Raw genomic sequence first — 22152 nt, forward strand, 5'->3', positions numbered from 1 at the left:
CGGAACAGACGCGACAGAGAAGAGATTAAGGATACAACATGGCTACTGATATCAAAGCGCCGACTTTCCCCGAATCCGTTGCCGAGGGAACCGTTGCCACCTGGCACAAGAAGGTGGGCGACAGCGTCGAGCGCGATGAACTGATCGTCGAGATCGAGACCGACAAGGTGGTTCTGGAAGTGGTGGCGCCGGAAGCCGGCACGCTCTCCGAGATCAAGATCGAAGAGGGTGATACCTGCGAGTCCGAGCAGGTGCTGGGCGTGCTCGGCGCCGCCGGCGAAGGTGGCAAGGGTGGCGACGCCAAGACCGGCGACACCAGTGCCGACGATGCCAAGTCGGGTGACGCCAAGGGTGGCGATGCCAAGTCCGATGACGCCAAGGCCGACAAGAAGTCGTCTGCCAAGAAGCCGGCCGGTGGTGGCAAGCAGCACGAGGTCAAGGCGCCGAGCTTCCCGGAGTCGGTGCAGGAAGGCACCGTCGCCAGCTGGACCAAGAAGGTCGGCGAAGCGGTCAAGCGCGACGAGGTGCTGGCCGAGATCGAGACCGACAAGGTCGTGCTGGAAGTGGTCGCGCCGGCCGATGGCGCCCTGGCCGAGATCAAGGTCCAGGAGGGCGAGCAGGTAGAATCCGAGGCGCTGCTGGCGGTGTTCAGCGAAGGTGCCGAGGGTGCTGACAGCGATGATGCACTCGCCGAGCAGGCCGCCAGCGACGACGACGGCGAGGCGGATGCCAAGGTCGACGGCAAGATCCTCGCACCGGCAGCGCGCAAGCTGGCAGCCGAGAACGATCTCGACGTGGCCAAGATCGAAGGCACCGGTAAGGGCGGTCGCGTCCTGAAGGAAGACGTTCAGAAGGCCATCGACAGCGGTTCGGCCAAGAAGTCCGCCGCGCCCAAGGCCGACAAGTCGGCTGCTGCACCCAAGGCCGCTCCCGCGGTCGAGGGCGAGCGGCCCGAGCAGCGCGTGCCGATGAGCCGCCTGCGTCAGACCATCGCCAAGCGCCTGGTCCAGGCCCAGCAGACCGCGGCCATGCTCACCACCTACAACGAGGTGGACATGAGCGCGGTGATGGCGCTGCGCAGCCAGTACAAGGACACCTTCCAGAAGGCCCACGACGTCAAGCTCGGTTTCATGGGCTTCTTCGTCAAGGCGGCGACCGAGGCGCTCAAGCGCTTCCCCGACGTCAACGCCTCGATCGACGGTACCGACATCGTCTATCACGGCTACCAGGACATCGGCGTCGCCGTCTCCACCCCGCGGGGTCTGGTGGTGCCGGTCCTGCGTGATACCGACAGCATGAAGCTGGCCGATATCGAGAAGGCGATCGGCGACTTCGGTAGCCGCGGCCGCGATGGCAAGCTCGGCATCGAAGACATGCAGGGCGGCACCTTCACCATCACCAACGGCGGTATCTTCGGCTCGCTGATGTCGACGCCGATCCTCAATCCGCCGCAGACCGCGATCCTGGGCATGCACAAGATCCAGGAGCGTCCGATGGCGGTCAACGGCAAGGTCGAGATCCGCCCGATGATGTATCTGGCGGTCTCCTACGATCACCGCATGATCGACGGCAAGGATGCGGTCCAGTTCCTGGTGGCGATCAAGTCGCTGCTCGAGGACCCGGCGCGTCTGCTGCTGGACATCGACCGCCCGACATTCGGATCCGCCGGGGCCGCCTCGGCGGATGGCACACGAGACGAACAGGAAATCTTTCATGGCCGATAAATTCGATGTGATCGTCATTGGCGCCGGCCCTGGTGGCTACGTGGCCGCGATCCGCGCCGCGCAACTGGGGCCTCAAGACGGCCTGTGTCGAGAAGTGGGTGAACAAGGAAGGCAAGACCGTCCACGGCGGCACCTGCCTCAACGTGGGCTGTATCCCGTCCAAGGCGCTGCTCGAGACCTCGCACAAGTTCGTCGAGACGCGTGACCACTATGCCGAGATCGGCATCAACGTCGGCGACGTCGCCACCGACGTCAAGAAGATGATGGGAGTTCAAGAACAGCGTCATCGCCAAGAACACCGGCGGTATCAGCATGCTGTTCAAGTCCAACGGCGTCACCGCGCTGGAAGGTACCGGCAAGCTGCTCGACGGTAAGCAGGTCGAAGTGACCGGCCACGATGGCAAGAGCCAGACCTACGCCGCCGACAACGTCATCATCGCTTCCGGCTCGGTGCCGGTGAACATTCCGCCGGCACCGATGACCGATGACATCATCGCGACTCCGCCGGTGCGCTCGAGTTTCAGTGAAGCGCCCAAGCGTCTGGGCGTGATCGGGGCCGGCGTCATCGGTCTCGAGCTGGGCAGCGTATGGAGCCGTCTGGGCAGTGAAGTGACCGTGCTCGAAGCGCTCGACAGCTTCCTGCCGATGGTCGACCAGGCGATCTCCAAGGAGACCCTGACTGCTCAAGAAGCAGGGCCTGGACATCAAGCTGGGCGCTCGCGTCACCGGCTCCGAGGTCAAGGGTAAGGGCGACAAGCGCGAAGTCGTGGTCCAGTACACCGACAGCGACGCGGCGAGCAGGAGCAGACCTTCGACAAGCTGATCGTTTGTGTCGGCCGCAAGCCCTACACCGACAAGCTGCTCGACGATGGCGCCGGCGTGAAGCTCGACGAGCGCGGCTTCATCCGCGTCGACGACCAGTGCCGCACCAGCGTCTCCGGCGTCTATGCCATCGGTGACGTGGTGCGCGGGCCGATGCTGGCGCACAAGGCCTCGGAAGAGGGCGTGATGGTCGCCGACATCATCGCCGGGCAGAAGCCGGAGATGAACTACGACACCATCCCCAGCGTCATCTACACCGCGCCGGAAGTGGCCTGGGTCGGCATGAACGAGCAGCAGGCCAAGGAGCAGGGGATCGACGTCAGCACCGGCACCTTCCCGTTCTCCGCCAGCGGTCGTGCGCTCGCCAACAACGCCCCGGAAGGCATGGTCAAGGTCGTCGCCGACGCCAAGACCGACCGCATTCTCGGTGTGCACATCCTCGGTCAGCACGCCGGCGAGCTGATCGCCCAGGGCGTCATTGCCATGGAGTTCGGCTCCAGCGCCGAGGATCTGGCCCTGACCTGCTTCGCTCACCCGACACTTTCCGAAGCGGTCCACGAAGCGGCGCTGGCCGTCGACGGTCACGCCATTCACATGGCCAACCGCAAGAAACGCAAGTAAGTCACACGCTTCGCGCATCTTGCTAGAGGTGCCGTTCTGGTTTCGGAGCGGCACGGGGGCGGGGGCCTTTCAGCGGCCCCTGCCATTCGAGTCACATGCAACCTAATGGCATGAATCGATGAACCTTCACGAGTATCAGGGCAAGCAACTGTTTGCCGATTACGGTCTTCCGGTGTCCAAAGGCTTCGCCGTCGACACCCCCGAAGAAGCGGCACAGGCCTGCAAGAAAATCGGTGGCGACAAGTGGGTCGTCAAGGCCCAGGTTCACGCGGGCGGCCGCGGCAAGGCCGGTGGCGTCAAGCTGATCAAGAGCCCGGAAGAAGCCAAGGCATTCGCCGAGCAGTGGCTGGGCAAGAACCTGGTGACCTACCAGACCGACGAAAAAGGTCAGCCGGTCGCCAAGATTCTGGTCGAGAACTGCACCGACATCGCCAGCGAGCTCTACCTGGGTGCCGTGGTCGATCGCGCCACCCGTCGTGTGGTCTTCATGGCCTCCACCGAGGGCGGTGTCGAGATCGAGAAGGTCGCCGAAGAGACGCCCGAGAAGATCCTCAAGGCCGAGATCGATCCGCTGGTCGGCGCACAGCCTTACCAGGCGCGTGAGCTGGCTTTCCAGCTGGGTCTGAACAAGGACCAGATCAAGCAGTTCACCAAGATCTTCCTGGGTCTCTCCAAGCTGTTCCACGACAAGGATCTGGCCCTGCTGGAGATCAACCCGCTGGTGATCACCGACGAAGGCAATCTCCACTGCCTCGACGCCAAGATCAACCTGGACGCCAACGCCCTCTACCGTCACCCGGACCTGCAGGCGATGCGCGATCCGTCGCAGGAAGACGAGCGTGAAGCCCACGCCCAAGAGTGGGAACTCAACTACGTCGCCCTCGACGGTAACATCGGCTGCATGGTCAACGGTGCCGGTCTGGCCATGGGCACCATGGACATCGTCAACCTGAACGGCGGCAGTCCGGCCAACTTCCTCGACGTCGGTGGCGGCGCGACCAAGGAGCGGGTGGCGGAAGCGTTCAAGATCATTCTCTCCGACACCAACGTCAAGGCCGTGCTGGTCAACATCTTCGGCGGCATCGTGCGTTGCGACATGATCGCCGAAGGCATCATCGGTGCCGTCGAGCAGGTCGGCGTCAACGTGCCGGTCGTGGTGCGTCTGGAAGGTAACAACGCCGAGCTGGGTGCCGAGAAGCTGGCCTCCAGCGGTCTGAACATCATCGCTGCTACCAGCCTGACTGACGCGGCTCAGCAGGTCGTCAAAGCGGCGGAGGGCAAGTAATGAGTATCCTGATCGACAAGAGCACCAAGGTCATCTGCCAGGGCTTCACCGGTGGCCAGGGGACCTTCCACTCCGAGCAAGCGATCGCCTACGGCACCAACATGGTCGGCGGCGTCACCCCGGGCAAGGGCGGCCAGGAGCACCTGGGCCTGCCGGTGTTCAATACCGTCAAGGAAGCGGTCGAGCAGACCGGCGCCGAGGCCAGCGTGATCTACGTGCCCGCTGCCTTCTGCAAGGACTCGATCCTCGAAGCCGCCAACGCCGGCATCAAGCTGATCGTGTGCATCACCGAAGGTATCCCGACGCTGGACATGCTCGACGTCAAGGTCAAGTGTGACGAGCTGGGCGTGCGCCTGATCGGCCCCAACTGCCCCGGCGTGATCACCCCGGGTGAGACCAAGATCGGCATCATGCCGGGTCACATCCACAAGCCGGGCAAGGTCGGTATCGTGTCGCGCTCCGGCACCCTGACCTACGAAGCGGTCAAGCAGACCACCGATCACGGCTTCGGCAGTCCACCTGCGTGGGCATCGGCGGCGACCCGATTCCGGGGTCCACCTTCATCGACATCCTCGAGATGTTCGAGAAGGATCCGCAGACCGAAGCGATCGTGATGATTGGTGAGATCGGCGGTACCGCCGAAGAGGAAGCCGCGGCTTACATCAAGGCCAACGTCTCCAAGCCGGTGGTCTCTTACATCGCCGGTGTCACCGCGCCTCCGGGCAAGCGCATGGGCCATGCCGGTGCGATCATCTCCGGTGGCAAGGGCACCGCGGACGAGAAATTCGCCGCGCTGGAAGACGCCGGGGTCAAGACCGTGCGTTCGCTCGCCGAGATCGGTGATGCGCTGAAAGCCGTTACCGGCTGGTAAGCGCTTCACGGCGCGATACTTGCGCTGCAACGACGGCCCGCCAGGCACTGCCTGGCGGGCCGTTTGCGTTCTGGCTGGCTATATCAGGCGTTGAGCCGGCGGCGCTGTCGCCATTGCGATACTGGAAGGTGGTTCAGAGAAGTGGCGCGGTACTGGTCATCAGCCCCGCTGCTGGCGCCGAGCCATCATGCGCAGGAAGGCGCGGCCGGCGGTGGCGAGAAAGATCGGGAAGCCGGCCAGCAGATAGAAGTAGTAGGTGACGAAGCGCCAGATCAGCACCGAGGCGGCTGCCGCCTGGGCGCCGATCAGTGGCGTCAGTAGCGCCGAGAGGTGAGTTCGGCACCGCCGGCGCCCCCGGGCAAAAAGCTCAACTGACCGGCGGCCATCGACACCATCTGCACCAGGAAGGTCCAGGCCCAGTCGATATGCTGTCCCAGCCCCTGAACCACCAGGAACAGCACGCTGTAGCGCACCAGCCAATGGGCGCAGCAGAGCAGGAAGATGGCGAACAGCAGCCAGCGCGGCAGGCGCAGGGTCTCGACCAGCGAGTTGCGAAAGTGCGCAGACGCCGCGCCAGGCCGAAGCGCGAGCGGCGTGACATTGAGCTTCTCGAGCCAGCGCCCGGTCACCTGCATCACCCGGTTGTAGTGGCTCAGGGTCAGCCACAGGATCGCCAGCGCGCTGACCAGAAGGGTCGTGGGTAGCCCTACCAGCCAGCCCAGCTGTAGATCGACCGCCTCGATCAGCACATAGGCGGCGACGCCGACTAGACCGGAGAGGAAGAACAGCAGGTCGGTGAGCTGGTCGACGGCGAAGATCGCCGAGGATTGCGCCGGGCGCACCCCGCGCCGGGCGAGCAGGCCGAGCAGGGTCAGCGGCCCGCCGGTGCCACCCGGGGTGGCACAGATGGCGAATTCGGTGGCCATCACGATCGAAAAGGCGCGCGCCTGTGATAGCTTGCGGCGCGCCCGGCCAGCAGTAGGCGCAGGCGCAGGGCGTTGAGATTCCAGCACACGAAGATCATGCCCAGCATCAGCAGTAGCTGAGAAGTGGGGAAGCCGCGCAGTTCGGTGACGATACCGCGCCCGCCGATCAGCAGGGGAATCGCCAGTGCCGCCACCAGGCCCAGCACCAGGCACCAGATGATCCGTTTCATGCCGCCGAACGATCCTTGCGCGTGGCGAGGTCGGGCGCGTGATGCTCCAGCCAGTGCTGCTTGGTCACTGCCTGGCGCCCCTCGCCCATGAGCTGCTCCACCAGCCGATACCAGTAGTCGTAGGAGACGCGGTAGCGCATGTCGACCGGATGCAGGGCCAGGCGCAGCAGTGCAGCCTGCTTAAAGCGCGCCTGCTGGACGGCACTGACCACCCGTGACATGCCGCGTCGCCAGGCGCTGCGCGCGCTCCACACGATGCTCGGCGCCTTGATCGGCTCGAAACCGGGCAGGCGGTAGAGCTGCTGCGGGTCACTGGTGTAGGTGAACGGGCGCTGGCGCAGCGCGGCCCGGGTGCCCTGGCTCATCAGCCAGGCCGGCGCTACGAAGCCACCGTGGGGCCAGCCGCAGGTGTCGAACTGGGCCATGCCGTCGTCGAGCAGGGCGCCGGCGGTGGCCTGGTCGAGGGTGTAGAACTCACCCTCCCAAGTGTAGATGCGGCGCATGTAGAAGTCGTGAAGGGTACGTGGCCGGGGCGCATCGTCACGGTGAAGTAGCCGTGCAGCACCAATTCGTCGCCGCGGGCGAGGCGGCTGTCCAGGACCCGGCGCAGCGCATCGCTATGGCGGCACTCGCCGCGACCGTGGAAGTCGGGCACCACCAGCCAGGTAATGGGGATCGGGCCGAGACGCTCGCTCAGGCGGTCGATCGCCGCGACGAAACCTTGGTAGTCGGGCCAGGTTTCCGGGGCGATATCATGCAGGACCAGTGAAAAATGCCGTTCAAACCATGCTGCGACCCATGCTGCGCTGCCGTGGCGCTGGCGGTGGCATTGGTCAGGCGGCGATAGTGCGTGAGCAGACCATCGATGACGATGTCCCAGTCGTGTGGCGCTCGACGTAGCGACGTGCACGGCGTCCGGCCTGTTCGGCATCGTGCTGGGTGAACAGTTCGCGTACGCCGCGCGCATATCGGCAGGGGAGTGCGGCTCGCTGAGCAGGCCGCAACCCAGCGGTACGTTCTCCGCCCAGCGCGCCGGCGCGCGCAGCGATCACCGGAATGCCGCACGCCATCGCTTCCAGCGCGACCAGCCCGAAGGTCTCTTGGGTGCCGGCGTGAACCAGGGCGTCGCTGGAGGCGAGCCAGCCGGCGACCTCCTCGGTCGGGTGTAGCGGTCGATCACGCTGACGTTGTCCGGCGTCTGGCTGGGCATGCTGGGACCGACCAGCAGCAGGTGATAGCCCTTGCCCAGTTGACGGGCCATCTCCAGCAGGTGGTGCAGGTTCTTCTCGCGCGAACCGCGGCCGACGAAGATCAGAAGCTTGGTGTCGTCGTCGAGGCCGAGCTTGGTGCGCAGTGCTGGATCGCGGAACCGCGGGTGGAAGCTCTCGAGGTCCACCCCCAGCGGCTGTACCGCGACATGCTCGATCCCCAGTCGGGTCAGGCGCTCGGCCATCACTCGGCTGGGCGCCAGCACCTGGTCGAAACGGCGGTAGAGGCGGTAGACGTAGCGCTCGACCAGGCGGTCGGTGCCGCTACCGAGGCGATTGCTGATCAGGCGCGGCAGGTCCGAGTGGTAAAAGCCGACCACTGGCACGTCGAGCTTGCGCCCGGCATCGAGCGCGGCCCATCCGGTGACGTAGGGGTCGCCCGCTTCGATGATATCCGGCTTGACGCGCAGCAACTCGCGTTCCCAGCCGCGACGGCGCAGCGGAAAGCGATAGCCCTGACTGAACGGCAGCGGCGGCGAGGCACTTCGTAGACGCCGCCGTGGAGACGCGCTCGGCGCCGGGAATCAGCAGGCTGCAGGTGACCCCGGGAAGCTTGGCCAGGCGCCGGTGCTTGGCGTCGAGGTAGGTACGGACCCCGCCACTGGCAGGGGCATAGAACATCGTGACGTCGGCAATATGCAACGAGCCGCTCCTCTAAAAAACGATCCCTGTCGATATGGCGCATTCCCGAGAACGGCGATGACGCCAGAAAAGACCGGATGACGGAGTGTCGGCGGATCGCTCGCGCCGCGCGTTGAAGGTCTTTCCTGGACAGCAGTATATCGCGTCGCTGTCACAGGGTGTTCACACCATGGTGGTAGCCTGCGTGCGCCATCCCTGGCGCACGCGGCTCGGTTCATGTCACTCGGCGGGTGTCGCCACCAGCGAGCGGGTCGCTTCGCGCGCCTCGACGAGCTTGACGCGCAGTGTTCCGCCCAATTGATAGCGCGGCTCGCCGGCGATCTGGATGCGGCCTTCCTTGTCGTCGATCGCCACCTGATTGCGGTCGCTGTGCAGCATCGGCGCGGGGATGAAGGCGGTGGCGCCGTTGGCGCTCAGCCGCACGCGCATGCCGCCGCGGCGGATATCGATGATATCGGCGTCGTACACCGTGCCTTGATCCAGGTATTGACCCAGATAACGCACGTATAGCCAGTCTTTGACGTCACGTTCGGCCATTCGGTTCAGTCGGCGGCGTTCGGTCAACTGCTCGGTCAGCCGCTGGCTGGCCTCGGCCGGCGCCGCTTCACCCTTGAGCACGCGCTTGATCAGACGATGATTGACCATGTCGCCGTACTTGCGGATCGGCGAGGTCCAGGTGGCGTAGGCAGGCAGGCCCAGACCAAAGTGGGGGCCGGGGCGGGCCGACATGTTGGTGTAACCCTGGAAGCGGCGCAGGCGGGCGTCGAGCCAAGCATCCTCGCGGCTGTCCAGCGCCCGGCGCAGCTCGCGGTAGCGCGGCAGCTCGCTGAGCTGCTCGCGCTCCACCTCGATCCCCTGGGCGGCGAGGAACTCCAGCGCCGGGTCGAGCTTCTCCGGCTCGAAAGCGTGGTGGACGTTGAAGATGCCGTGCCCCACCTCCCGCGACAGCAAATCGGCGCAGCAGGCGTTGGCGACGATCATCGCCTCTTCGATCATGCGCTGGCCGGTGCGGCGGGTTTCGGTACGGATAGCGAGCACGTTGCCGGCGTCGTCGAGATCGAAGACGTAGTCGGGGCGATCCTTGAACACTAGGGTGTTCTGTTCGCGCCAGGCTGCCCGGGCCTGGGCCAGGTCGCGCAGGGCCTCGAGCTGGGGCGCGATCGCCGCTGCCGGTGTCGCGGCGTTATCGACGCCTTCGAGCCAGTCGGATACATCGTAGACCAGCCGCGCCTGGGAGCGGATGGTCGCGGCGAAGAAGCGATACTCGCCAAGGGTGCCGTCGCGGCCCACCTGCAGACGGCAGGCAAGCACCGGACGCTCGACGTCGGGCTTGAGCGAGCACAGATCGTCGGCCAGCGCCTCCGGCAGCATGGTCACGTTCTGACCCGGCAGGTAGACGGTGAAGGCGCGGGTGCGCGCTTCCTGGTCGGCCGGATGAGATTCGTCGACATAGGCGGTGGGGTCGGCGATGGCGACGGTCAGGGTCCAGCCGTCGTCGCGGGTCTCGACGCGCAGGGCGTCGTCCATGTCGCGGGTCTTCTCACCGTCGATGGTGAAGAACGGCTCGGCGGTGAGGTCTTCGCGCTCGAGCCCCTCTTCCTGCAGCGGCCAGGACTCCGCCGCCGGCGGGCACTCCTGCTCCAGCGCATGGCGCGCCAGGGTCACCCGCCACGGCACGGCAGGGTCGTCGCGCTTGACCACCAGCTCGTCGATCTGGGTGAAAAAGCCGCGGTCGTCGGCACGCAGCGGATGGCGCACCAGACGTGCCACACACCAGTCGCCGTCGGCGATGCTGGCCTCGTCGAGGGAGCGCTTGATGCGCGCCTTGAGCGGCTGGTTGATCGAGGGGTGGTCGGGGATTACCGCCAGGCGGCCCTCGCGCAGCTGCACGCGGGCGATGAAGCGATCGAGAGAGGCTTCGATCAGCTTCTCCGGCTCGGCCTGCTTCTTGTCGCCATCCTCCTTGATCGCGGCCTCGATACGGTCGCCGTGCAGAACCTGCTTCATGGCGGGCGGGGGAATGAAGTAGGAGGTCCCGTCCTCGGTCTCGAGGAAACCGAAGCCCTTGTCGGTGGCTTTGATCGTGCCTTGGGCACGCGGGGTCTGGGCGCGGATGTTTGCTTCAGCTGGGCCAGAAGAGCGTTGTTCTGCAGCATCGTATCGAATCGGTCGTTGGGCGAGAGCGCCACTATACGGATTCCCGCCTTTTCACGCCAACCCGCCGCGCCGGCTCCTGATCAGCGTGGCCGCCGCGTCAGACCGACGTCACGGCCTCGGCGATCGGTGTCTCGCCTGCCAACAGCACATACTCGCGCGCTGGGGCGGGATGCCCGAGCACCGCCAGGGCAACGCTGGCGACGTCGTCGCGTGATATCTCGCCGCTGGTCGCAGCCGCCTGCGACAGTGCGACGCGGCCGCTACCCGGTTCATCGGTGAGGCGCCCCGGTCGCAGCACCGTCCAGTCGAGCTCGCTGGCCATCAGGTAGGCGTCGGCAGCGCGCTTGGCGACCAGATAGGGCTGCAGCTTCTCGGGCCCCGTCAGCGGATCGACGTGCAGCGTGGAGACCATCACGAAGCGTCGGATGCCGGCTTCGCGTGCCTCGTCCACCGCGCGCATGGCGCCATTGAGATCGATCATCAGGGTGCGGTCGAGGCCGGTGGACGCGCCGGATCCGGCGGTGAACAGCACCGCATCGCAGCCCTCGAAGGCGTCTGCCATGTCGCCGGCGAGATCGCCGATCACGCTCTCGACGCCCAGCTCGTCGAAGAATGCCTGCTGAGAGGTGTCGCGGAGCATGGCCCGCACCGGCGTCCCCTGGGCGGCGGCCTGCTGGCAGAAGCGGCGACCGATCTGGCCGTTGGCACCGATGACCAGTGTCTTGCTCATCTCTTCTGTCTCCTTACTGTCTTGATGACGTATCGGGTCTATCTGAGAGCATGGCAGAGGATGCGGGATACGACCAAAGTGGGGGCTGGTGAAGTGGTATTGCAGTGGTTATGTTAGTGGTATTGAACTGGTATCTATTTCTGACGCCTAACCTCGGGGAACCACGCCATGCCGTCGTCACTCTCCCGCCTGCAACTCGATGCTTCGCGCGCCACGCCGCTCTATCGGCAATTGGCGCAGCAGTTGATCGAGGCGATCGAGTCGGGGGACTGGGAGGCGGGCGAGGCGCTGCCCTCCGAGCGGGTGCTGGCGGAGACGCTGGATATTTCGCGCATCACCGCGCGCAAGGCGCTCGACCGACTGGTGGCGCTGGGGCTCATCCAGCGCAGCCGCGGCTCGGGCACCTTCATCGCTCCTAGGCTCAATCAGTCGCTGACCCGGCTCACCAGTTTCACCGAGCTGCTGGTGCAGCGCGGGCATCGCCCCAGCTCACGCTGGCTCGAGCGGCGCCTGGGCGTGCCCACGGCAGAAGAGGGATTGCGCCTGGGGCTGACCGCGGACAGCCGGGTAGCGCGGTTGAAACGCCTGCGCCTGGCTGACGAGGTGGTGGTGGCGGTGGAGGAGAGCTGCCTGCCGGTGAGCGTGGTGGCCGACCCGCAGGCGGTCGAGCACTCGCTCTACCGCTATCTCGAGAATCAGGGCACCCCGGTGGTGCGGGCGCTGCAGCACGTCTCGGCGTGTAACGCGGACGCTGAGCTGGCGGCGCTGGCCGAGGTCGCCGAGTCCCAGGCGCTGCTGGTGATGACGCGTCTGGGCTATCTGGCGGACGGAAGGGCGGCGGAGCTGACCGTCACCTACTGCCGGACCGACTACTACGACTTCATGGTGGAACTGACGCAGTGATGCCGGCGGCGGCATCACCCGAGGAGAGTACATGCTGTACGGCAACATCCTGACCCCGGAGGGCTGGCGCCTGGGCTGGCTGCGCTGGCAGGCAGGGCGGGTGACGTCGATCGACGGTGAGGCGGTCGACCCGACCGCCAACGATCACCCGCGGCTGCTACCGGGGTTCGTCGACCTGCACGTGCATGGCGGCGGCGGTGCCGATGCCATGGAGGGGGGCGAGGCCGCGGCGACGCTGGCACGCACCCACATGCGCTTCGGCACCACCAGCCTGCTGGTCACGACCATGACCGCGCCGCCGGCGGAGATCGAACGTGCCTGCGCGATGCCGCGGCGTGGATCGCCGCGCCCCCCGAACGCGCCGCGCGGCTGCTCGGCGTGCATCTAGAAGGCCCCTATATCAATCCCGGCAAGCTCGGCGCCCAGCCGCCGCATGCGCGCCCCGGAGTGATCGCGGAGGTCGAGGCGCTTTTGGCGCTGGCACCGATCCGGCTGTTGACCCTGGCCCCGGAACTCTCCGGGCATGCCGAGCTGATCCGCCATCTGGATGGGCGCGGCGTGCGGGTGCAGATGGGGCACTCGCTGGGCAGCTACGAAGAGGGGGTAGCGGGGCTTGCCCACGGTGCCCGCGGTTTCACGCACCTGTTCAACGCCATGAGTGGCCTGCACCATCGCAAGCCGGGCATGGTCGGCGCCGCCCTGGCCCACGCCGAGTACGCCGAGATCATCCCTGACCTGCTACACGTGCACCCGGGGGCGATCCGCGCTGCGCTGCGCTGCATTCCGCGGCTCTACGCGGTGACCGACTCCACCGCGGCGGCGGGCATGCCCGATGGTGAGTATCGGCTCGGCGCGCAGCAGGTCACCAAGTGCCTGGGCGGCGTGCGCCTGGCCGATGGCACGCTCGCCGGCAGCACCCTGACCATGGATCAGGCGCTGCGCAATCTGGTCGCCATCGGTCTCGATCTGGCCGATGCGGCCCAGCGGCTGTCGCGTTTTCCCGCGGAGTTCCTCGGCGAGCAGGAGATCGGCCGGCTCGCACCCGGCGCCCACGCCGACGTTGCGGTGATGAGTGCCGATCTCGATCTCGACGCCGTCTATGTCGGCGGGGAGTGTGTCCACCGCCGCGACGCGGCGTCTACCACGGAGACAGACCCATGTCGCTGATGCTGGAAGAGGCACTGAGCGCCCCGCAACGCCTGCGCGAACAGTGGCAGGCCAATGCTGCCGCGATGGCCGCGTTGGGGGGCGAGCTGCGGGAAGCCGGTCTGCGCGGCGCGGTGACCGTGGCACGTGGCAGCTCCGATCATGCGGCGGCCTATTTTGCCTACCTCGGCATGAAGCGTCTCGGTCTGCCGATCGCCTCGATTCCGCCTTCGCTGACCACCCTCGCCGGGACGCCTTGGCGGGTCTCCGGGCAGTTGGCGTTGGCGATCTCGCAGTCCGGGGCGAGCCCCGATCTGATCGCTACCCAGCGCGCGCTGGCGGCGGGCGGGGCGCGCACGCTGGCGCTGGTCAACGCGCCCGACTCCGAGCTGGCGGCGGCCTCGCAGCACAACCTGGGCCTGCACGCCGGGGTCGAGCATAGCGTGGCCGCGACCAAGAGTTATCTCGCGACCCTGGCCGCAGCGGCGCATCTGATCGCGGCCTGGCAGGGCGACCCCGAGCTGCTGAGTGCCCTCGAGCGGCTACCCGAGCGGCTGGAAAGCGCCGCCGCCTGCGATTGGCAAGCCGCCGTGGAGGCGCTGAGTGGCGCCGACCGGCTGCTGGTGATCGGGCGCGGGGTGGGGCTCGCCGTCGCCCAGGAGGCGGCGCTCAAGTTCAAGGAGACCTGCGGCATTCAGGCCGAGGCGTTCAGCGCCGCCGAGGTCAAGCATGGCCCGATGGCGCTGATCGAACCCGGCTACCCGGTGCTGGTACTGGCGCCGCCGGGGCCGGATCAGGCCGGCCTGCTCGATCTGGCGACATGGCTGCGCGGGGTCGGCGCGCGGGTACTGCTGGCGGCGGACGCCAGCGTCGCCGGGCGCGAGCTGGACGTCAATGACGCCGGTCACGACGATCTCCAGCCGCTGGCGGTGATCCAGAGCTTCTACGTCATGGCGGCACGTCTGGCGGTGGCCCGGGGCGGGGATCCCGACTGCCCGCGCGCATCTGCAGAAGGTGACCCGAACACTCTAGGTTATGTACGAAAACTACCTGCGCTTGGCAATACGGCGTTAAAAATCGGCTCAAAATGCTCATTTACACCCCGTAAACTCCGCGTTTTCGCCAATTTTTGCCTTGTCTTGCCTTCGCTCGCTGACTTTTCGCACAGAACCTAATTTTACGCTCGGCCGCTCCCCGTCGCCCCCACTCACTATCTCGGGTGGGGGCGAGGGCAGGGCTCTCTCCATCACGCTTTTATCCGCCGCCGGAGGTCTCATGGCTGCTTCTCCCCACATGCTCAGTGCGCCCCTGCGAGGCCTGGTGGTGGCGCTCGGCGATCTACCCGATCCGGTCTTCGCGTCCGAGGCCCTGGGGCCCGGGATCGCGCTCGATCCGCTCGATGACACCCTTCACGCCCCCTGCGACGGCGAGGTGATCCAGTGTGCGCGGACGCGCCATGCGCTGACCCTGCGTGACGACACCGGTGGTGAGTGGCTGCTGCACCTGGGGCTCGATACCGTCGATCTGGCCGGCGACGGCTTTTCCCTGATGGTCGCCGAGGGTGAGCGGGTCATCGCCGGCACGCCGCTACTGCGCTTCGACGCCGATCGGGTGGCGAGCCAGGCCAAGGCGCTGCTGACACCGATCGTGCTGACCAACGTCGTGGATCAGCGCCTCGAGCTGCTGGTGGCTCCGGGGCAGGTGGTCGAGCGCGGAGAGCCGCTGCTGCTTTGCCATGGCGAGGTTGGTGGGGGGGCAGACGGCGCGAGCCGCACCGAGACGTTGAGCGATGCGGGGCGTGATGCGACAAGTAGCACCGACGAATGTACTAGCGAAGGCGCTGAGGCCCGCTGCGAGACGACTGTCGCCGCTGCCCGGTATCCATGCACGCCCGGCGGCGCGTCTGCGTGCCATCGCCCGGGCGCATGACGTCTCCCTGCGGCTGGTGGCGGCGGATGGCCGCGAGGCGACGCCGCGAGCGTCAGCGCGCTGCTCAACCTGGGGCTGGTTCAGGGTAGTCGGGTGACCCTGGTGGCCCGGGGTGCGCAGCGTCAGGCTGCACTCGCCGCCGCCAGCGCGCTGCTGGGCACCGAGGAGGCGTCTGATGTGTCCACAGCGCCCGAAGCTGTGTCCGCGGTGCCCGAGACCGCGCCGCCAGTGAGCGGTGCCCGCCATAGGGAAGAGGACTTGCTGCGGGGTATCAGCGCCAGCGCCGGGATGGCGATCGGTCCGCTTCGCCGCTACGAGCTGCCACTACCGCGGGTCGCTGAGACGGCAGCCGACCCGGCGGCAGAGCGACAGGCGCTGGCGGCAGCGCTGGAAACGGTTGCCGCGACGCTGGAAAGCGCTCGGCATTCGGCCGACGCCCAGGGTCAACAGGAAGAGGCGGAGATCTTCGACGCCCACTTGGCCTGGCTGGAGGACCCGGCGCTGCGCGAGGCGGCCGAGCATCATATCGCCGCCGGGTCCAGCGCCGGGCAGGGCTGGTACGCCGCGCTGCAGGCCGAGATCGAGCGCCTGCGGCAGAGCGAGAGCGCGCTGCTGGCGGCGCGCGTCGACGATCTGCGCGACCTGCAGCGGCGGGTGATGGCGCCGCTGGCAGCGGACGCCGGCGCCGCCGAAGCCGCGGATGACGATCTCGACGGGGCGATATTGATCGCCCGCGAGATGACGCCGTCACAGTTCGTGGCCGTGGCCGGGCGTATCCAGGGATTGTGTCTGGCCGCCGGGGGTGCCACTTCGCATCTGGCCATCCTGGCCCGCGCGCGGGGGGTGCCCTGCGTGATGGGGTTGGGCGAGGCGCTGCTCTCGCTCACTGCCGAACGTGCCGTGCTCGACGCTACCCATGGCGTGCTCGAGAGCGCGCCCGATGCCGAGCGTCTGGCGGCGCTTGTGGCCGAACGTGAACGCCGACAGGCGCAGGCGCGTAGCGCGGCCGAGCAGGCCTGTGCGGCGGTGATCACCCGCGACGGCCGCCAGGTACAGGTTGCGGCCAATGTCGGTTCGGCGGCGGAGGCGCAGGCGGCCGCGCGGGCGGGTGCCGATGGCGTGGGCCTGCTGCGCAGTGAATTTCTGTTCCTGGGGCGTGCCGCGGCGCCGACCCGCGAAGTCCAGCGCCGCGAGTATGCCGCGGCGCTGGCCGCGCTCGATGGCAAGCCGGTGATCGTGCGCCTGCTCGATATCGGCGCCGACAAGCAGCTCGACTATCTGAGCCTGCCGGCGGCGCCCAATCCGGCCCTGGGCGAGCGCGGTATCCGCCTGTGGCAGACCTTTCCCGAGCTGTTCGAGACCCAGCTCGATGCACTGCTGCTGGCAGGCAACGAGGCGCCGGTGGCGGACGCGGCGACGCCGCTGCAGCTGATGCTGCCGATGGTGAGCGATGTCGGCGAGCTGCGCTGGGTGCGCCAGCGCCTGGCGGCGCGCGCCGCCGAGCTTGGCATCACCCGGCTGCCGGCCCTCGGGGTGATGATCGAGGTGCCGTCGGCGGCGTTGTGCGCCGTGAGCCTGGCCCGGGAGGCCGACTTCTTCTCTATCGGCACCAACGACCTGACCCAGTACGTCCTGGCGATGGATCGCGAGGTGGCGGGGTTGGCGGCGCACTGTGACGTGCTCCATCCCGGCGTGCTGCGGCTGATCCAGGCCACCCTCGAGGGGGCTCGAGGCCGCTGCCCGGTCGGGGTGTGCGGGGCGGCCGCCGGCGATCCACTGGCGGCGGCGCTGCTGGTGGCGATGGGGGTCGACGAGCTGTCGCTGGAACCCGCCGGCATCGCCGCTCTCAAGGCGTGGCTGCGCGAACTCGACGCTGCGGCCCTGGCTGCCCGGGTGCCGGAACTGCTGGCACTCGACGACGGTGCCGCGGTGCGCGCGGTGCTGGCGGCGTGGCTCGATGCCTCGGCACCCCGCGGCTTCGGCGTGATGAGCGAGCGCCGAGGTCATACTCACAACAAACAGTAGTACAAGCACAATAGCCAGGAGAGGGTCATGCTCCAGACGATGGGTACCCGGCTGATGGCCGGACTGCAGAAACTCGGGCGCTCGTTGATGCTGCCCATTGCCGTGCTGCCGGTGGCGGGATTGCTGCTGCGCCTGGGCCAGCCCGACCTGCTCGACATCGGGTTCGTCGCCAATGCCGGCAACGCGGTCTTTTCCCACCTGGCGCTGATCTTCGCCATCGGCGTGGCGGTGGGGTTCGCCGATGACGACAACGGTGCCGCTGGGCTGGCCGGGGTGGTCGGTTACCTGGTGCTGGAGGCGGTGCTCAAGACGCTCAACCCCGAGATCAACATGGGCGTGCTCGGCGGTATCATCATCGGCAGCGTGGCCGGGCTGCTCTACAACCGCTACAAGGCGATCAAGCTGCCGGACTATCTGGCGTTCTTCGGCGGACGACGCTTCATCCCCATCGTCACCGGGCTCTCCGCCGTGGCGCTTGGCGGGCTTTTCGGGGTGATCTGGCCGCCGATCCAGCACGCCATCGACCAGCTCGGCCAGTGGCTGATCGACGCCGGCGATCTGGGCCTGTTCGTCTATGGCGTGCTCAATCGCATTCTGATCGTCACCGGTCTCCACCATGTGCTCAACAGCTTCGTGTGGTTCGTGTTCGGCAGCTACGATGGCGCGACCGGCGATCTCAACCGCTTCTTTGCCGGCGACCCCAGTGCGGGTGGTTTCATGGCGGGGTTCTTTCCGGTGATGATGTTCGGGCTGCCGGCAGCGGCGCTGGCGATGTACCACGCCGCGCCGCGGGGCCGCCGCGCCCAGGTCGGCGGGCTGCTGCTGTCGTTGGCGCTGACCGCCTTTCTCACTGGGGTGACCGAGCCGATCGAGTTCTCGTTCATGTTCCTGGCACCGCTGCTCTATGCCTTCCATGCGCTGATGACCGGCCTGTCGATGGCGCTGATGGATCTGCTCGGGGTCAAGCTCGGCTTCACCTTCTCCGCCGGTGCCTTCGACTACGCGCTCTCCTACGGGCTTTCGACCCACGGCTGGATGATGATTCCAGTGGGGTTGGCCTACTTCGCGCTTTACTATCTGGTGTTCCGCTGGGCCATCGCGCGCTTCGACCTGCCCACGCCGGGGCGTGAGCCCGAGACGGCGACGACCACCGCGACGACGCTCGCCGGCCCGCGCGGACCGGCGTTCGTCGAGGCGCTCGGTGGGGCAGCCAATCTGGTCAGCGTGGGCGCCTGCACCACGCGGCTGCGGCTGGTGACGAAAGACGCGGACGCCATCGACGAGGCGACGCTCAAGGCACTGGGCGCGCGTGGCATTCTGCGGCTGCGCGGCGGTGGGCTGCAGGTGATCCTGGGGCCGATCGCCGACGCCGTGGCCGACGACATCCGCGGTGCGCTGCGCCAGCAGGGCGCTGCGGTCGATGCCGCGCCGGTGCCGGCAACGGGGGAAGCGGAGCGTGCCGAGTTGGCCGCCGCCGAGCTCGATGCCGACTCACAGGCGGCGTGGCTGGCAGTCGTGGGCGGGCACGACAACCTGCGCCAGGTGAATGTCGTCGCCACGACCCGGCTGCGCCTCGAACTGGCCGACCGTCGGCAGCTGGACGAGGCCACGCTGCGCGGGCTGGGTGCCGCGGGGGTACAGCGTTTTGCCGACGGTACTCTGCATGTGGTGATGGGGCCACAGGCGGCGGCAGTCGCCAAGAGTCTGGCTGACTGAGCCTCACGCGCGGCGCGACAGTGGTATCTTGAAGCGCGAAAGACGCCTGCGTCGTCCGCGCTTCAGGTGCGGCGCAGCGTCAACGCGACGCACCCAGTCCCATCCGCCAGAGCCACAGGAGCGCTCATGCCCCCCTACCTGATTGCCAGCGATCTCGACAGTACCCTGCTCGATGCCGAGCACCGTGTCGCTGCGTTGACCCGCGAGACCCTGGCGCAACTGGTCGCGCGTGGCCACACCCTGGCGCTGGCCTCCGGGCGTCACCACCTCGATATCGCCGCGATCCGGCGCCAGCTCGAACTCCCCGCCTGGATCATCAGCAGCAACGGTGCCTGCGTCTTCGATACCGACGACCGGGTGGTCAGCGAACGCCCGGTGCCGCCGGCGCTGGTGGAGGCGCTGGTGGAGCTGCCGCGGCCGGCGGCGGTGCGGCTCAATCTGTATACCCGTGAACGCTGGCTGATCGACGCCGAGGCACCGGAGCTGTTGCCGCTGCACGCCATGACCGGCTTCACCTACCAGGTCGATGAGCTGCGCGATTTGCGTCAGGAGGCCGTGAGCAAGGTGCTCTATATCGGGCGACCGGCGCTGCTTGCACCGCTCGAGCGCACGCTGCGCGAGCGCTACGGCGAGGCCCTGCATATCACCTATTCGGCGGCCAATTCACTGGAGGTGATGCAGCGCGGGGTGGACAAGGGCAGCGCGCTGGCGCAGACGCTGGCGGCGCTGGCGATGCCCGCCTCCCGGGCGCTGGCCTTCGGCGACAACTTCAACGACATTGAGATGCTGACGCTGGCCGGTAATGCCTTCGTCGTTGCCAATGCCCATCCCGAGGTGATCGCCCGGCTCCCCCGGGCGGAGCGCATCGGCGCCCATCACGAGGCGGCGGTGGCGCATACGCTGCGGCGTTTCTTCGCCCTCTGAGGGTACCCTGGCGCGTGCCGGCCCGCGCTCGACGCTGGCGGTCGGTGCGGTGGGTGTCAGCGGGCGGGCGGTTCGCGTCCGCTCTGGGCCGAGTCGTCCAGCCGGCGCAGCTGCTGCCATACCTCGCGACGGAGATCGGCCAGACGCGGGCGCTCGTCGGCGGTAAAGGCGATCGGGCGGGTGGTGGCGATGGCACGCAGGCCGAGCCTCGCGGTCAGCAGGCCTGCGCCCAGCCCCTGACCCGCGCGAGTGGAGAGCTTGGCGGCAAGATTCATCGACAGCAGGTCCATGCCGGCATCGGTGACCATCTCGCTGGCGCCGGCGAAGGCCATGTTGCGCAGCACCTCGCGGAACAGGCGCAGGCGGCTGGCGTAGCCGAGCTGCAAGCCATAGAGCGCGGCGATACGATCGAGCATGGCGATGTTGCGCCAGGCCATCAGCGCCATGTCGACCAGGGTCAGCGGGCTCACCGCGACCATCACTGCGGTCTCTCCCGACATTCGTGTGATCAGCCGGCGCGCGGCCTGATCCCGCGGGCGCAGTAGGTGCCAGGCGAGCAGTTCACGGGTCTCGGCGGCGCTGTGATGCGCCTCGTGCGCGGCGATGAAGGATTGCCAGTGCGGATGCCCCTGCGCGAGCCCCATCTGGGTGCGCAGCGCCTCGGCCAGTGCTAGTGGTTCGGCGTTCTCCTGGGCGCCTTCGCCGCTCGCCGGCCAGGTGTCGTCGAGACGCTCGCGCAGGCGGGCGTGGCGGCGCAGCTTGCGCAGTCGCCACAGCTCACCCAGCAGCGCCTTGCCGCCGAGGCCGATGGCCAGGAGTCCCAGCGCGCTCCAGGCGCCGGCCAGCCAGTCTCCGCCGAGGGTGGCGTGGTAGAGCGTCTGGCCCGCCTCCAGCGTGCCCAGTCCCAGGCTGGCAGTGAACAGCACCAGCAGCCCCCAGCGACGCTTGCGCGGCGGCGCCAGGGCGGCATCCAGCGCCGGCGAGGGCATCTCCTCTTCGGGTGCCGGGATCGAGGGCTGCTCGGGCAGATAGGCGTGTGCACCGCGCAGTGGCGTGGCATCGCCGGTAGGGTCGTCAGTGGTGGCAGTGGGCTCGTCGAAGCGCCGGCCAGGGCGGGGATCACTCATCGCAGTTTGTCTCCCAGGAGCCAGTCGAGCGCTGCATCCATGCGGATGTGCGGCAGCGCACCGCCATCGGCCCGCGGCGGGCGAAAGGCGGTGAAGGTGAAGCCCTGACGCTGCCAGAAGCCGGCGTCGGGCAGCCGCGCGGGGACGTCGCCGGGATAGAGCAGCAGCGGGGCGTCGTCGAGGCCGTGGCCGCGCAGCGCTGGCTGGCGCTGGCCGTCGCTCTCCACCTCGCGATTCTCGGTGGCGCGGATCGCCGCGAGCGAAAAGGCGCGCACCGGGACGTCGGCGGTAGCGCAGGTCCTTGAGCGGTTCGGCCAGCAGCGACTCGAGCAGCGCGACCAGGTGCGGGTGCTGATCCGGCGTGACGTGATCGGCCTTGGTGGCGGCGATCGCCAGCCGGTCGATACGCGGTGCGAACAGTCGGTTGATCAGGCCGCGCTTGCCGTAGTCGAAGCTCTGCATCAGTGTGGTCAGGGCGCTGGCGAGATCCTCGAAGCGTTCGGGGCCGGCATTGAGCGCGCCAAGTACGTCGACCAGCACGATCTGACGATCGAAGCGGCGAAAGTGCTCGCGGTAGAACGGCTTGACCACGTGCTGCTGATAGTGGCGAAAGCGTCGCGTCAGGGTCTTGTAGAGGCTCTCGGCGGGCAGCGCTTCGAGTTGGCGCCGGTCCGCATCGGCGATGCCGGGCAGGGGAAAGAACTGCAGCACCGGCGCGCCCTCGAGCTCGCCGGGGAGCAGGAAGCGCCCCGGCTGCAGGTGCGAGAAGCCGGCCTCGCGGGCTTGCCTGAGGGTGTCGGCATAAAGCCCCGCGAGTTCGGCCAGGCGGGTCTCGTCGAGCGTCTCGTCGGGGCGATGGGCGGCGACTGCGCGGCGCCACGGCTCGGCGAAGCGCTGGCGCTCGGGGCCCATGGCCGCGAGCTGGTTCTCGCTCCAGCCGAGGAAGTCGTGGCCGAGCAGCGGCAGGTCCAGCAGCCACTCGCCGGGATAGTCGATCAGATCCAGGGTCAGATTGGCGGTATCGCCCAGCAGGCCGCGGGCGCGTCGGTCTTGAAGCGCGCTTGAGGCGCAGCTCGCTGATCCCGCGGGTCGGTTCGGGCCAGCGC

At 67.7% G+C, this 22152-nt stretch carries 21 protein-coding genes and 4 pseudogenes; 16 read left to right on the forward strand and 9 right to left on the reverse strand.

Annotated features, from left to right (window positions below; genetic code table 11):
* Positions 1-38: 38 nt before the first annotated feature.
* From odhB to sucD, 6 genes and pseudogenes are all read left to right on the forward strand, one after another.
* Positions 39-1724, forward strand: a complete 1686-nt coding sequence (gene odhB / locus CN538_RS14085; RefSeq protein ID WP_106419843.1) for a 2-oxoglutarate dehydrogenase complex dihydrolipoyllysine-residue succinyltransferase — start codon at positions 39-41, stop codon at positions 1722-1724.
* Between the two features lie 98 nt (positions 1725-1822).
* On the forward strand, positions 1823-2098 hold the full coding sequence (locus CN538_RS23115; RefSeq protein WP_242495137.1) for a hypothetical protein: 276 nt from the start codon (positions 1823-1825) through the stop codon (positions 2096-2098).
* Positions 2037-2669: pseudogene (locus CN538_RS23120) on the forward strand (FAD-dependent oxidoreductase); the annotation flags it as partial. The gene CN538_RS23115 and the pseudogene CN538_RS23120, both read left to right, overlap by 62 nt.
* 159 nt (positions 2670-2828) lie before the next feature.
* A complete protein-coding gene (locus CN538_RS23125) occupies positions 2829-3167 on the forward strand; it encodes an NAD(P)/FAD-dependent oxidoreductase (RefSeq protein WP_242495795.1) in 339 nt (112 codons plus the stop codon).
* Between the two features lie 118 nt (positions 3168-3285).
* Positions 3286-4452 carry an ADP-forming succinate--CoA ligase subunit beta gene (sucC, locus tag CN538_RS14095; protein ID WP_106419844.1) on the forward strand — a complete coding sequence of 389 codons (1167 nt, stop codon included), beginning with the start codon at positions 3286-3288 and terminating at the stop codon, positions 4450-4452.
* Positions 4452-5323 (forward strand): annotated as a pseudogene (gene sucD / locus CN538_RS14100) (succinate--CoA ligase subunit alpha). Before sucC ends, sucD begins: the two are co-directional and overlap by 1 nt.
* Before the next feature lie 314 nt (positions 5324-5637).
* Here sucD and CN538_RS23130 read toward each other — a convergent pair.
* The 8 genes and pseudogenes from CN538_RS23130 to CN538_RS14125 form a co-directional block, all read right to left on the reverse strand.
* The gene (locus CN538_RS23130) at positions 5638-6249 is read right to left on the reverse strand and encodes a lysylphosphatidylglycerol synthase domain-containing protein (RefSeq protein ID WP_242495140.1); all 612 of its coding nucleotides are present in this window, start codon (positions 6247-6249) and stop codon (positions 5638-5640) included.
* On the reverse strand, positions 6249-6479 hold the full coding sequence (locus CN538_RS23135; RefSeq protein WP_242495143.1) for a hypothetical protein: 231 nt from the start codon (positions 6477-6479) through the stop codon (positions 6249-6251). Before CN538_RS23135 ends, CN538_RS23130 begins: the two co-directional genes overlap by 1 nt.
* The gene (locus CN538_RS24560) at positions 6476-6973 is read right to left on the reverse strand and encodes a DUF2334 domain-containing protein (RefSeq protein WP_277985176.1); all 498 of its coding nucleotides are present in this window, start codon (positions 6971-6973) and stop codon (positions 6476-6478) included. Before CN538_RS24560 ends, CN538_RS23135 begins: the two co-directional genes overlap by 4 nt.
* Positions 6859-7410, reverse strand: coding sequence for a DUF2334 domain-containing protein (locus CN538_RS24565; RefSeq protein WP_340638118.1), 552 nt, complete (start codon positions 7408-7410; stop codon positions 6859-6861). Before CN538_RS24565 ends, CN538_RS24560 begins: the two co-directional genes overlap by 115 nt.
* The gene (locus CN538_RS25345; protein WP_340638343.1) at positions 7313-7600 is read right to left on the reverse strand and encodes a glycosyltransferase; all 288 of its coding nucleotides are present in this window, start codon (positions 7598-7600) and stop codon (positions 7313-7315) included. Before CN538_RS25345 ends, CN538_RS24565 begins: the two co-directional genes overlap by 98 nt.
* Positions 7528-8217, reverse strand: a complete 690-nt coding sequence (locus CN538_RS25350) for a glycosyltransferase (protein ID WP_340638344.1) — start codon at positions 8215-8217, stop codon at positions 7528-7530. The genes CN538_RS25345 and CN538_RS25350 overlap by 73 nt, the downstream gene beginning before the upstream one ends.
* Positions 8218-8608: 391 nt before the next feature.
* A pseudogene (locus CN538_RS14120) lies at positions 8609-10545 on the reverse strand (exoribonuclease II).
* 98 nt (positions 10546-10643) lie between these two features.
* A complete protein-coding gene (locus CN538_RS14125) occupies positions 10644-11276 on the reverse strand; it encodes an SDR family oxidoreductase (protein ID WP_106419845.1) in 633 nt (210 codons plus the stop codon).
* Positions 11277-11444: 168 nt separating this feature from the next.
* On the opposite strand from CN538_RS14125, the gene CN538_RS14130 reads away from it, so the two are divergent.
* The 9 genes and pseudogenes from CN538_RS14130 (at position 11445) to CN538_RS14160 (ending at position 19919) form a co-directional block, all read left to right on the forward strand.
* Positions 11445-12179, forward strand: a complete 735-nt coding sequence (locus tag CN538_RS14130) for a GntR family transcriptional regulator (RefSeq protein WP_106419846.1) — start codon at positions 11445-11447, stop codon at positions 12177-12179.
* Positions 12180-12210: 31 nt separating this feature from the next.
* Complete coding sequence (locus CN538_RS23145; protein WP_242495145.1) at positions 12211-12567, forward strand: amidohydrolase family protein; 357 nt, start codon at positions 12211-12213, stop codon at positions 12565-12567.
* Positions 12558-13346 carry an N-acetylglucosamine-6-phosphate deacetylase gene (locus CN538_RS14135; protein ID WP_242495150.1) on the forward strand — a complete coding sequence of 263 codons (789 nt, stop codon included), beginning with the start codon at positions 12558-12560 and terminating at the stop codon, positions 13344-13346. Before CN538_RS23145 ends, CN538_RS14135 begins: the two co-directional genes overlap by 10 nt.
* Positions 13337-14500, forward strand: a complete 1164-nt coding sequence (locus tag CN538_RS14140; RefSeq protein WP_242495151.1) for an SIS domain-containing protein — start codon at positions 13337-13339, stop codon at positions 14498-14500. The genes CN538_RS14135 and CN538_RS14140 overlap by 10 nt, the downstream gene beginning before the upstream one ends.
* Positions 14501-14600: 100 nt before the next feature.
* Positions 14601-15254 carry a PTS sugar transporter subunit IIA gene (locus tag CN538_RS14145; RefSeq protein WP_106419847.1) on the forward strand — a complete coding sequence of 218 codons (654 nt, stop codon included), beginning with the start codon at positions 14601-14603 and terminating at the stop codon, positions 15252-15254.
* A gap of 51 nt (positions 15255-15305) precedes the next feature.
* Positions 15306-15398: pseudogene (locus tag CN538_RS24570) on the forward strand (hypothetical protein); the annotation flags it as partial.
* Positions 15399-15482: 84 nt separating this feature from the next.
* Positions 15483-17279: a phosphoenolpyruvate--protein phosphotransferase gene (ptsP, locus tag CN538_RS14150; RefSeq protein WP_277985178.1), complete on the forward strand. Its 1797-nt coding sequence runs from the start codon at positions 15483-15485 to the stop codon at positions 17277-17279.
* A 27-nt stretch (positions 17280-17306) separates the two neighbouring features.
* A complete protein-coding gene (gene nagE / locus CN538_RS14155) occupies positions 17307-18995 on the forward strand; it encodes an N-acetylglucosamine-specific PTS transporter subunit IIBC (RefSeq protein ID WP_106419849.1) in 1689 nt (562 codons plus the stop codon).
* A gap of 126 nt (positions 18996-19121) precedes the next feature.
* Positions 19122-19919: a Cof-type HAD-IIB family hydrolase gene (locus tag CN538_RS14160; protein WP_106419850.1), complete on the forward strand. Its 798-nt coding sequence runs from the start codon at positions 19122-19124 to the stop codon at positions 19917-19919.
* 56 nt (positions 19920-19975) lie between these two features.
* On the opposite strand, the gene CN538_RS14165 is transcribed toward CN538_RS14160, so the two are convergent.
* The gene (locus CN538_RS14165) at positions 19976-21508 is read right to left on the reverse strand and encodes a YcjF family protein (protein WP_422917587.1); all 1533 of its coding nucleotides are present in this window, start codon (positions 21506-21508) and stop codon (positions 19976-19978) included.
* Positions 21509-21829: 321 nt separating this feature from the next.
* Between CN538_RS14165 and CN538_RS26415 the strand changes: the two genes are divergently transcribed.
* Complete coding sequence (locus CN538_RS26415) at positions 21830-22111, forward strand: hypothetical protein (protein ID WP_422917510.1); 282 nt, start codon at positions 21830-21832, stop codon at positions 22109-22111.
* The last annotated feature ends 41 nt before the right edge of the window (positions 22112-22152 follow it).

Origin of the sequence: Salinicola tamaricis (assembly GCF_003006155.1) — a bacterium.
In the GTDB taxonomy this organism is placed as follows: Bacteria; Pseudomonadota; Gammaproteobacteria; order Pseudomonadales; family Halomonadaceae; genus Salinicola; species Salinicola tamaricis.

Bases quoted from the DNA above. Each gene is read 5' to 3' on its own strand.
- odhB (WP_106419843.1), top strand. From the start codon at position 39: ATGGCTACTGATATCAAAGCGCCGACTTTCCCCGAATCCGTTGCCGAG.
- CN538_RS23125 (WP_242495795.1), top strand. From the start codon at position 2,829: ATGAACGAGCAGCAGGCCAAGGAGCAGGGGATCGACGTCAGCACCGGC.
- sucC (WP_106419844.1), top strand. From the start codon at position 3,286: ATGAACCTTCACGAGTATCAGGGCAAGCAACTGTTTGCCGATTACGGT.
- CN538_RS23130 (WP_242495140.1), bottom strand. From the start codon at position 6,249: ATGGCCACCGAATTCGCCATCTGTGCCACCCCGGGTGGCACCGGCGGG.
- CN538_RS23135 (WP_242495143.1), bottom strand. From the start codon at position 6,479: ATGAAACGGATCATCTGGTGCCTGGTGCTGGGCCTGGTGGCGGCACTG.
- CN538_RS24565 (WP_340638118.1), bottom strand. From the start codon at position 7,410: ATGCCGAACAGGCCGGACGCCGTGCACGTCGCTACGTCGAGCGCCACA.
- CN538_RS14125 (WP_106419845.1), bottom strand. From the start codon at position 11,276: ATGAGCAAGACACTGGTCATCGGTGCCAACGGCCAGATCGGTCGCCGC.
- CN538_RS14130 (WP_106419846.1), top strand. From the start codon at position 11,445: ATGCCGTCGTCACTCTCCCGCCTGCAACTCGATGCTTCGCGCGCCACG.
- CN538_RS23145 (WP_242495145.1), top strand. From the start codon at position 12,211: ATGCTGTACGGCAACATCCTGACCCCGGAGGGCTGGCGCCTGGGCTGG.
- CN538_RS14140 (WP_242495151.1), top strand. From the start codon at position 13,337: ATGTCGCTGATGCTGGAAGAGGCACTGAGCGCCCCGCAACGCCTGCGC.
- CN538_RS14145 (WP_106419847.1), top strand. From the start codon at position 14,601: ATGGCTGCTTCTCCCCACATGCTCAGTGCGCCCCTGCGAGGCCTGGTG.
- nagE (WP_106419849.1), top strand. From the start codon at position 17,307: ATGCTCCAGACGATGGGTACCCGGCTGATGGCCGGACTGCAGAAACTC.
- CN538_RS14160 (WP_106419850.1), top strand. From the start codon at position 19,122: ATGCCCCCCTACCTGATTGCCAGCGATCTCGACAGTACCCTGCTCGAT.
- CN538_RS14165 (WP_422917587.1), bottom strand. From the start codon at position 21,508: ATGCAGAGCTTCGACTACGGCAAGCGCGGCCTGATCAACCGACTGTTC.